Genomic DNA, 8,701 nt, shown 5'->3' with positions numbered 1-8,701 from the left:
GGCAGCGGCGCCGCGACCTCGCGCTGCGCCGGCGCGGGCGCGGCGGCGCCCGCGCCGCCGTTCAGCTCGGCGATCGGCGTGTTCACGGAGACAGCCTCGGTGCCCTCGGGCACCAGGATCTTCGTCAGCGTGCCCTCGTCCACGGCTTCCACTTCCATCGTCGCCTTGTCGGTCTCGATCTCGGCGATCACGTCGCCGGCACGCACGGCGTCGCCCTCCTTCTTGAGCCAGCGGGCGAGCTTGCCCTCCGTCATGGTGGGCGAGAGGGCAGGCATCAGGATCTGCGTCATGGCTCAGCGCGCCTCGATCAGCACGTCGGTATAGAGCTCGGCCTCGTCCGGCTCCGGCGAGGTCTGGGCGAAGTCCGCGCTGTCCTGGACGATCGCCTTCACCTCGTCGTCGATGACCTTCAGCTCGGCCTCGGTCACGCCGTAGCCCTCGAGCAGCAGCTTGCGCGCCGTGTCGATGCAATCCGACTGCTCGCGCATCTTCTGCACCTCCTCCCGCGTCCGGTACTTGGCCGGGTCGGACATGGAGTGGCCGCGGTAGCGGTAGGTCTTCATCTCGAGCAGGTACGGCCCGTTGCCGGCGCGGCAATGCGCGACCGCGCGCTCGCCGGCCTCGCGCACCGTGGTGACGTCCATGCCGTTCACCTGCTCGCCCGGGATGCCCCAGGGGGAGCCGTTCTTCGACAGGTCCTTCGACGCGCTGGCGCGGTCCACCGAGGTGCCCATGCCGTACTTGTTGTTCTCGATCACGAAGATGACCGGCAGCTTCAGCAGCGCCGCCAGGTTGAAGCTCTCATAGACCTGGCCCTGGTTCGACGCGCCCTCGCCGAAATAGGTGACGGAGACGTTGTCGTTGCCGCGGTACCAGTTGGCGAAGCCGAGCCCGGCGCCGAGCGCGACCTGGGCGCCGACGATGCCGTGGCCGCCATAGAAGCCCTTCTCGCGGGAGAACATATGCATGCTCCCGCCCTTGCCCTTGGAATAGCCGCCGATGCGCCCGGTCAGCTCCGCCATCACGCCGCGCGCCTCCATGCCGGTCGCCAGCATGTGTCCGTGGTCACGATAGGAGGTGATGACCTGGTCGCCGGGCTTGAGGCACATCTGCAGGCCGACCACGACGGCTTCCTGGCCGATGTAGAGGTGGCAGAAGCCGCCGATGAGGCCCATGCCGTAGAGCTGACCGGCCTTCTCCTCGAAGCGGCGGATCAGCAGCATGTCGCGATAGGCGCGCATCATCTGGTCGCGGTCCATCGCCGGGGCCGCGCCCTTGCGCGGCTTCCTGCTGGCGGCTTCGGCCATGCCTTCCTCCTTGGCGAGCTTAGCTGGGTCGGTCTACGCAACCGCGCGAAGGCACGCAAGGTCGCTCCGCGCGCAGAAAACCCTTATTGTGCAATGCAATAGTTGAATTAATCAGATTATGGTTAAGCGGCGATCAGGTCTGCGGAGCCTGCATGGCACGACCGGATCAGCGCCCTGCCATGAAGCGCGATCGCCAAGCCGCCAGGGCCCGCCGCGCCACCGCCTCCGCCCCCGGCGCCACCGGGACCCTGATACAGAATTCACCCCAATCGCCCGATGGGGCGGCGAAGCGGGAAAAGGCGCCGATCCGGGCGTGGTAGACGCCGCGGATCTCGATGCAGGGCGGGGGGCCATCCATCCAGCGCAGATGCGTCACGCCCTTCGCGGCGAAGGCCGGGATATGGAAGAAGGTCGGGCCGACCTGCACGGCATCCTCCCCGACCGCCACCCGGACCGGCCCGCCCTGCCAGACGTCCACGAGATTGAAGGGTAGTTCGCCCTGCGTCCGCAGGCTCGCCTCCGACGCCACGAAGTCCCGCCAAGTCGAGGCGGGGACCCGCCAGCGCCCGATCATCCCGGCCCCGCCGGCCAGCCGCGCCGCTCGCCGCCCGTCGAGGTGAAAGCGGAGCGCGAGGGCAAGGCCGCAGGCACCGAGGAAGAAGCCGAGGACGAAGGCGACACCCTCCCGCTGCGGGACATTCCCGCCCAGCACCTGCCACAGCCCGTGACGCCCGGCGACGACGCCCATCAAGACGAGGCCGGCCAGCCCCACGCCAAGCGCGATCGCCCGCCTGCGCAGCACGTTGCCGCGCGTGCCCGGATTGCCGATCAGCTCCGCCATGAGCGACCACGCGGCATGGACATCGCGCGCGGCCTTCGCTGCGTCGTCGAACGGGACGCGCAGCCGGGCGCCACGCAGACCGCCCACCTCGCCGCCCCGCGGCGCCACCGCGCTCACCTCGATCACGAGGGGCGGTCCGGCCAGCCAGCGCACGCGCGAGACCTGGCCGAGCAGCGGAAGGGCGTGGAAGTCCTCGCCAACCAGCACGCCGTCGCGCGTCGCCCGGCACGCCAGCCCTTGCGGCGGACACGCCATCGTCGTGTCGAGCTGGTTGGCGCCCCAGCCGGCGTCTCCCACACGCCGCTCCTCGGCGAGGAAGGCCGCTCAGGCTTCTGGCGTCACGGTCCACTCCGCCACGACATCGGTCGCGGCCCGGAAGCGCGCCAGCGCGCGCACCTCGAGATTTGACCAGATGGCGAGGATCAGGCCGACGACGGCCGTGTTGGCCACGACGAAGAGCAGGACGCCGTCGAAGGGGATCCGCACCCAGGCCGGCCAGGCGGTTGCCGCCCCCGTCAGGCCGAGAAGCGTGACGCCGGCCCCGACGAGCCAGACGAGTCCGGCGGCGAGAAGGAAGAGGTTGCGGCGCCGTGCCGCCGCGCTCCGCCCCGCCATGCGGCCGCTAGAAGAGACGGCGCTCCGGGCCGTAGGGGATCACGATCTCGTCCCGGCCGACCATGTTCAGCAGCTGTCGCGCACGCTCGTCGAGCTGGTCCCGGTCGAGCCGGTCGCCGCGCAGGCCCTGCACGCGGCGCTCCATCGCCGCCAGTTCGGCCTGCACACGCTCGCGCTCGGCGTTCGCCTCGGCGATCTGGACGATGCGCTGGTCCTTGGCGATCAGCCCGCGCTCGCCGTGGATGGCGTGCCACACGAAGTAGCCGCAGCAGGCGAGGAACAGGACGGGCAGCGCAGCCGCGCGCAGCCGGCGCCCGATCCAGGCGCCGATGCCGTCCCGCTGCTCGAAGCGATCCTCGTCCCCCAAGAGCCGAGCCCCCCAGCCCGCGCGCCGCATCGGGTCCCCCGACCCGCAGCGCTCCTGCAAGGAATCAGAGCGCGCGCGTCGTGTCCAGACGAAAGCGCCGACGGACGCGCAATTTACTTCGTGATGGTCAGCGGATCAGCGCCGAACCGCCGCGCGCCCGCCGTAGCGCGCCGCCGGGCCGAGTTCCTGCTCGATGCGGATCAGACGGTTGTACTTCGCCGTGCGATCGGAGCGCGACAGCGAGCCGGTCTTGATCTGCCCGCAATTGGTCGCGACGGCGAGATCGGCGATCGTCGAATCCTCGGTCTCGCCCGAGCGGTGGCTCATCACCGCGCGGTAGCCGGCGCGATGCGCGGTCTCCACCGCCTCCAGCGTCTCGGTCAGCGTGCCGATCTGGTTCACCTTCACCAGGATCGCGTTGCCGGTCGCGGAGTCGATGCCGCGCCGCAGGCGCTCGGTGTTGGTGACGAAGAGGTCGTCGCCGACCAGGTTGACCTTGCCGCCAAGCCTGTCGGTCAGCAGCTTCCAGCCAGCCCAGTCGTCCTCGGACATGCCGTCCTCGATCGAGACGACGGGCCACTTGGCGCAGAGCGCGGCCAGGTAGTCCACCATGCCGGCGGAATCGAGCGTCTTGCCCTCGCCCGCCATGGCGTACTTGCCGTCGTGGAAGAACTCGGTGGAGGCGCAGTCGAGGGCGAAGACGATGTCCTCGCCAACCCGGTGGCCGGCCGCCTCGCAGGCGCGGGCGATGAAGGACAGCGCCTCGTCGGCGCTGCCGATGTTCGGCGCGAAGCCGCCCTCGTCGCCGACATTGGTGTTGTGGCCGGCGTCGTGCAGCGCCTTCTTGAGCTGCGCGAAGACCTCCGAGCCGATGCGCACTGCATCGGCCATGGTGCCGGCAGCGACCGGCATGATCATGAATTCCTGGATGTCGATCGGATTGTCCGCGTGCTTGCCGCCGTTGATGATGTTCATCATCGGCACCGGCAGGGTGCGGGCGAAGACGCCGCCGACATAGCGGTAGAGCGGCATGCCGAGATGCGCCGCCGCCGCCTTCGCGGTGGCGAGGCTGACGGCCAGGATCGCATTCGCGCCGAGGCGCGACTTGTTCGGCGTGCCGTCGAGCTCGAGCATGGTCTCGTCGATCTTGACCTGGTCGGTCGGGTCCATCCCGCCGATCGCGTCGAAGATCTCGCCCTCGACATTGGCGACCGCCTTGAGCACGCCCTTGCCGCCGTAGCGCGCCTTGTCGCCGTCGCGCAGTTCCACCGCCTCATGCGCGCCGGTGGAGGCGCCGGAGGGGACCATGGCGAGGCCGCGCGCCCCGGTGTCGAGCACCACCTCCGCCTCGACGGTCGGGTTGCCGCGGGAATCGAGCACCTCGCGGGCGACGATGTCGGCGATGGCGGCCATTGGGGGCTCCGGCGGTTCTGTCCGCGCGGCGATTAGCCCTGCCCCGCCGGCCCGGCAAGGGCGGCGGGCCGGCGCTCACCGGCGGTTGCGCGTCAGTTCTTCCGGCCGAGCCCGCCGCCGGCCAGCAGCGTGACCAGCAGGCCGAGCATCAGCGCCATGGTCACGCCGAGGGTGCCGAAGAAGATGCCGGCGAGGATCGTCAGGACGACCGTCGCCCCCATCCCATAGGCGAAACGCCGCAGCCGGGCCTTCTCGTCCATCAGACCAGCCGCGCCTGGCGGACCGCCGCGCCGATGAAGCCCCGGAACAGCGGATGCGGCTCGAAGGGCTTCGACTTCAGCTCGGGGTGGAACTGCACGCCGATGAACCAGGGATGCTCCGGCCGCTCGACGATCTCGGGCAGCGTGCCGTCGGGCGACATGCCGGAGAAGCGCAGGCCCACATCCTCCAGCCGGTCCTTGTAGTTCACGTTGACCTCGTAGCGGTGGCGGTGCCGTTCCTTGATCTCCGACGCGCCGGCATAGACCTCGCGCACCAGCGAATCCTCGGCCAGCCGCGCCGGATAGGCGCCGAGCCGCATCGTGCCGCCCAGGTCGCCGCCGGCCGCGCGGCGCTCCACCTCGTTGCCGCGGGTCCATTCCGTCAGCAGCCCGACCACCGGCTCGGCGCAGGGGCCGAACTCGGTGGAGGAGGCGCCCTTCAGCCCGGCCTGGTTCCGCGCCGCCTCGATCACCGCCATCTGCATGCCGAAGCAGATTCCGAAGAAGGGCACCTTCCGCTCGCGCGCGAAGCGCACCGCCTCGATCTTGCCCTCGGTGCCGCGCTCGCCGAAGCCGCCGGGGACCAGGATGCCGTGCACGCCCTCGAGCCGCTTCACGGCCTCGGCGTCGCCATCCTCGAAGATCTGGCTGTCCACCCAGTCGAGCCGCACCTTCACGTTGTGCGCGATGCCGCCATGGGTCAGGGCCTCGGCCAGCGATTTGTAGCTGTCGAGCAGGTTCGTGTACTTGCCGACGACGGCGATCGTGACCTCGCCCTCCGGATGGCGGATGCCCTGCACGATGCGCTCCCAGCGCTTCATGTCCGGCTCGCCATAGACCGAGAGGTTGAAGTGCCGCAGCACTTCGCGGTCGAGGCCTTCCTCGTGGTAGCTGATCGGCACCGCGTAGATGCTGTCGGCGTCCAGCGCCGGGATCACGCTCTCGGGCCGCACGTTGCAGAAGAGCGCGATCTTGCGCCGCTCGTTCTCCGGGATCGGGCGGTCGCAGCGGCAGAGCAGGATCTGCGGCTGGATGCCGACGCCAAGCAGTTCCTTCACCGAATGCTGTGTCGGCTTGGTCTTCAGCTCGCCGGCCGAGGGGATCCAGGGCACCAGCGTCAGGTGCACGAAGAGGCTGCGCTGCGGCCCGAGTTCGTTCGCCAGCTGCCGGATCGCCTCCAGGAAGGGCAGCGACTCGATATCGCCGACGGTGCCGCCGACCTCGACGATGACGAAGTCGTAGCTGTCGGTCTCTGCCTGGATGACGTCCTTGATCTTGTCGGTGATGTGCGGAATGACCTGCACGGTCCCGCCGAGGTAGTCGCCGCGGCGCTCCTTCGCGATCACCTCGGAATAGATGCGCCCCGTGGTCCAGTTGTCGGCCTTCGCCGCATGGACGCCGGTGAAGCGCTCGTAGTGGCCGAGGTCGAGGTCGGTCTCCGCCCCGTCGTCGGTCACGAAGACCTCGCCGTGCTGGTAGGGGCTCATCGTCCCCGGATCGACGTTCAGATAGGGATCGAGCTTGCGCAGGCGGACCTTGTAGCCGCGCGCCTGCAGGAGCGCCCCGAGGGAGGCCGCTGCGATACCCTTGCCGAGCGAGGAGACCACGCCGCCGGTGATGAAGACGAACCGCGTCATGGGAGCCCGTCATACCCCGCCGGCGCGGGGGCGCAAACCCGTGTGGCGCGGGAAGTTGCCATGCGGCGACGCGGAGGCGACGCCGCGCCGACTCAGTTCGTCGGCACGGTGGGCAGCGGCGGCAGAGCGGGCACGCCCGGCGCCGGGGCCGTGCTCGCCGGGCCGGGCGCGTCGAGAATGGAACCGCGCGGCCGCTCGCCCTTGCCGAGCATCGCCAGCGCCAGCGCCAGGACGAAGAAGGCGGTGCCCAGAATGGCGGTGGTGCGGGTCAGCAGGTTGGCCGTCCCGCGCCCGGTCATGAACGAGCCCATCCCCTGGGAGGAGCCGATGCCGAGCCCGCCGCCCTCGCTCCGCTGCACCAGGATGACCCCGATGAGCGCAAGGGTGACGAGCAGGAACAGGACGAGCAGGACGGTGGTCATGACCAGCGCTATCTAGAGCGTCCCGCCCCGGAAAGCCAGCCGGCGCTACCCGGCGGCCTTGGCGATGGCCAGGAAGTCCGCCGCCACCAGGCTCGCGCCCCCGACCAGCCCGCCATCGACATTCGGCAGGGCCAGGATCGCGGCCGCGTTGCCCGGCTTCATGGAGCCGCCATAGAGGATGCGCATCCCCTGCCCCGCCGCCCCGAAACGGGCCGCGAGGCGCGCCCGGATCACGGCGTGGATGGCGCCGATGTCGGCCTCGGTCGGCGTCCGGCCGGTCCCGATCGCCCAGACGGGCTCATAGGCCACCACACCGGCGAAACCCTCGGGCAGGGAGCCGGCCAGTTGCCGCTCGACCACCGCCTCGGCCTGGCCGGCCAGCCGCTCGGCCTCCGTCTCGCCGACGCAGACGATCGGCACGAGGCCCGCAGCGGCGGCTGCCTCGGCCTTCGCGCGGACGACGGCATCGGTCTCGCCATGGTCGGCCCGCCGCTCGGAGTGGCCGAGGATGACATGCGTCGCCCCGGCATCGCGCAGCATCGGTGCCGAGACGTCGCCGGTATGCGCCCCCTTGGCCGCCGCGTGGCAATCCTGCGCCCCCACCGCGACCGCGCCGCCGCCGAGCAGGCGGGCCACCGCAGCGACATGCAGGAAGGCCGGACAGACCAGCAGGTCGGCCGGCAGCCCGGCGGCGCCGTCGCGCACCGCGCCGGCCAGCGCCTCCGCCTCGGCCATGCTGCCGTGCATCTTCCAGTTGCCCGCGATCAGCGGCCGCACGCCTGGGGTCATCGAGCCCACCTCCCGTCCCGCCCGGCTACCAACCGCCGCGGAGGCTGGCAACGGGCGGGGGTCTGCGCTACGCCGCGGGCATGATCACCTGGTTCCGAAACCTGGCGAAGTCCTGGGTCGCCAAGGTCCTGTTCGTGCTCCTGATCATTTCTTTCGCGATCTGGGGCATCGAGGACGTCGTCCGCAACCTCTTCCGGGAGACGGAGGTGGTGCGGATGGAAGGCGCCGGCATTCCGGTCGAGGAAGCGCAGGCCGCGGCCCGCAGGGAGCTGCAGCGGGTCCAGCGCCAGCTCGGCCCGGATTTCGAGGCGAGCCCGCAGATCCGCGAGCTGATCGCGCGCCAGGCCATGGAGACGCTGATATCGGAGCGCGCGCAGCGCCTGGAGGCCGCGCGCCTCGGCGTCGCCGCGCCGGATGCACAGGTGGCCGACTATGTCCGGTCGATCCCGAGCTTCCAGATCGGCGGCCAGTTCAACCGGGTCTTCCTCGACCAGTTCCTCCGGCAGAGCGAGATGACGGAGGCGATGTTCCTCCAGGTCGTGCGCGACGACATCCAGCGCATGCAGCTCGTCGGCGCGGTGCGCGCCGGGGCCGCGGCGCCCGACAGCCTCGCGCGCGCCATCTTCGCCTTCGAGCGCGAGCGGCGTGTCGCCCAGCTCGTCGAGCTGCCGCTGCTGGAGGCGCCAGAGCCGGAGGCGCCGACCGAGGCGCAGCTCACCCGCTTCCATGCCAACAATCCCGACCGCTTCTCGACGCCGGAGCTGCGCGAGGCGACGCTCGCGGTGCTGTCGGCCGAGACCCTGGCCGACCAGGTCGAGGTGACGGAGGAGGAGCTGCGCGCCGCCTTCGACGCGCGCCGCGGCCAGTTCGAGACGCCGGAGCGGCGCGAGCTGGAGCAGGCGCTGCTGCCGACCGAACAGGCGGCGCGGGACCTCGCCGCGGCCTGGGGCGGCAATCCCGATTTCGCCGCCGCCACGCAGGCGGCGCAGGCGGCGGGCGGCAGCGCGCTCTCGCTCGGCAGCGTCACGCGCGACGACCTGCCGGTGCCCG

The 8,701-nt window shown here is 70.9% G+C and carries 11 protein-coding genes; 1 reads left to right on the top strand and 10 read right to left on the bottom strand.

Annotated features, from left to right (window positions below; all coding sequences use genetic code 11):
- The 10 genes from L2I40_RS13300 to tpiA form a co-directional block, all read right to left on the bottom strand.
- The coding region (locus L2I40_RS13300; RefSeq protein ID WP_237215441.1) for a biotin/lipoyl-containing protein at nucleotides 1–290 on the bottom strand (290 nt) is incomplete at its 3' end.
- Between the two features lie 3 nt (nucleotides 291–293).
- Nucleotides 294–1,259 carry a pyruvate dehydrogenase (acetyl-transferring) E1 component subunit alpha gene (gene pdhA, locus L2I40_RS13295; protein ID WP_372491055.1) on the bottom strand — a complete coding sequence of 322 codons (966 nt, stop codon included), beginning with the start codon at nucleotides 1,257–1,259 and terminating at the stop codon, nucleotides 294–296.
- A gap of 214 nt (nucleotides 1,260–1,473) precedes the next feature.
- Nucleotides 1,474–2,445, bottom strand: coding sequence for a hypothetical protein (locus tag L2I40_RS13290; protein ID WP_237215439.1), 972 nt, complete (start codon nucleotides 2,443–2,445; stop codon nucleotides 1,474–1,476).
- A 27-nt stretch (nucleotides 2,446–2,472) separates the two neighbouring features.
- Complete coding sequence (locus tag L2I40_RS13285; protein ID WP_237215438.1) at nucleotides 2,473–2,763, bottom strand: hypothetical protein; 291 nt, start codon at nucleotides 2,761–2,763, stop codon at nucleotides 2,473–2,475.
- Nucleotides 2,764–2,770: 7 nt separating this feature from the next.
- Nucleotides 2,771–3,130 carry an FtsB family cell division protein gene (locus L2I40_RS13280; protein ID WP_237215437.1) on the bottom strand — a complete coding sequence of 120 codons (360 nt, stop codon included), beginning with the start codon at nucleotides 3,128–3,130 and terminating at the stop codon, nucleotides 2,771–2,773.
- 135 nt (nucleotides 3,131–3,265) lie between these two features.
- Complete coding sequence (gene eno, locus L2I40_RS13275; protein WP_237215436.1) at nucleotides 3,266–4,543, bottom strand: phosphopyruvate hydratase; 1,278 nt, start codon at nucleotides 4,541–4,543, stop codon at nucleotides 3,266–3,268.
- Nucleotides 4,544–4,635: 92 nt separating this feature from the next.
- Nucleotides 4,636–4,803 carry a hypothetical protein gene (locus L2I40_RS13270; protein ID WP_237215435.1) on the bottom strand — a complete coding sequence of 56 codons (168 nt, stop codon included), beginning with the start codon at nucleotides 4,801–4,803 and terminating at the stop codon, nucleotides 4,636–4,638.
- The gene (locus tag L2I40_RS13265; protein WP_237215434.1) at nucleotides 4,803–6,440 is read right to left on the bottom strand and encodes a CTP synthase; all 1,638 of its coding nucleotides are present in this window, start codon (nucleotides 6,438–6,440) and stop codon (nucleotides 4,803–4,805) included. Before L2I40_RS13265 ends, L2I40_RS13270 begins: the two co-directional genes overlap by 1 nt.
- A 92-nt stretch (nucleotides 6,441–6,532) precedes the next feature.
- Nucleotides 6,533–6,862, bottom strand: a complete 330-nt coding sequence (gene secG, locus L2I40_RS13260; RefSeq protein WP_237215433.1) for a preprotein translocase subunit SecG — start codon at nucleotides 6,860–6,862, stop codon at nucleotides 6,533–6,535.
- A gap of 45 nt (nucleotides 6,863–6,907) precedes the next feature.
- Complete coding sequence (gene tpiA, locus L2I40_RS13255) at nucleotides 6,908–7,639, bottom strand: triose-phosphate isomerase (RefSeq protein WP_237215442.1); 732 nt, start codon at nucleotides 7,637–7,639, stop codon at nucleotides 6,908–6,910.
- Nucleotides 7,640–7,731: 92 nt separating this feature from the next.
- On the opposite strand from tpiA, the gene L2I40_RS13250 reads away from it, so the two are divergent.
- Nucleotides 7,732–8,701 (top strand): SurA N-terminal domain-containing protein (locus L2I40_RS13250; RefSeq protein WP_237215432.1); only part of this gene is annotated, 970 nt, incomplete at its 3' end.

This window comes from Falsiroseomonas oryziterrae (assembly GCF_021864505.1).
GTDB classification, from domain to species: Bacteria; Pseudomonadota; Alphaproteobacteria; order Acetobacterales; family Acetobacteraceae; genus Falsiroseomonas; species Falsiroseomonas oryziterrae.
Note: the sequence above shows the minus strand (reverse complement) of the source record. Positions and strands in the feature narration are given on the sequence as shown.

Bases quoted from the DNA above. Each gene is read 5' to 3' on its own strand.
- pdhA (WP_372491055.1), bottom strand. From the start codon at position 1,259: ATGGACCGCGACCAGATGATGCGCGCCTATCGCGACATGCTGCTGATC.
- L2I40_RS13285 (WP_237215438.1), bottom strand. From the start codon at position 2,763: ATGGCGGGGCGGAGCGCGGCGGCACGGCGCCGCAACCTCTTCCTTCTC.
- eno (WP_237215436.1), bottom strand. From the start codon at position 4,543: ATGGCCGCCATCGCCGACATCGTCGCCCGCGAGGTGCTCGATTCCCGC.
- L2I40_RS13270 (WP_237215435.1), bottom strand. From the start codon at position 4,803: ATGGACGAGAAGGCCCGGCTGCGGCGTTTCGCCTATGGGATGGGGGCG.
- L2I40_RS13265 (WP_237215434.1), bottom strand. From the start codon at position 6,440: ATGACGCGGTTCGTCTTCATCACCGGCGGCGTGGTCTCCTCGCTCGGC.
- secG (WP_237215433.1), bottom strand. From the start codon at position 6,862: ATGACCACCGTCCTGCTCGTCCTGTTCCTGCTCGTCACCCTTGCGCTC.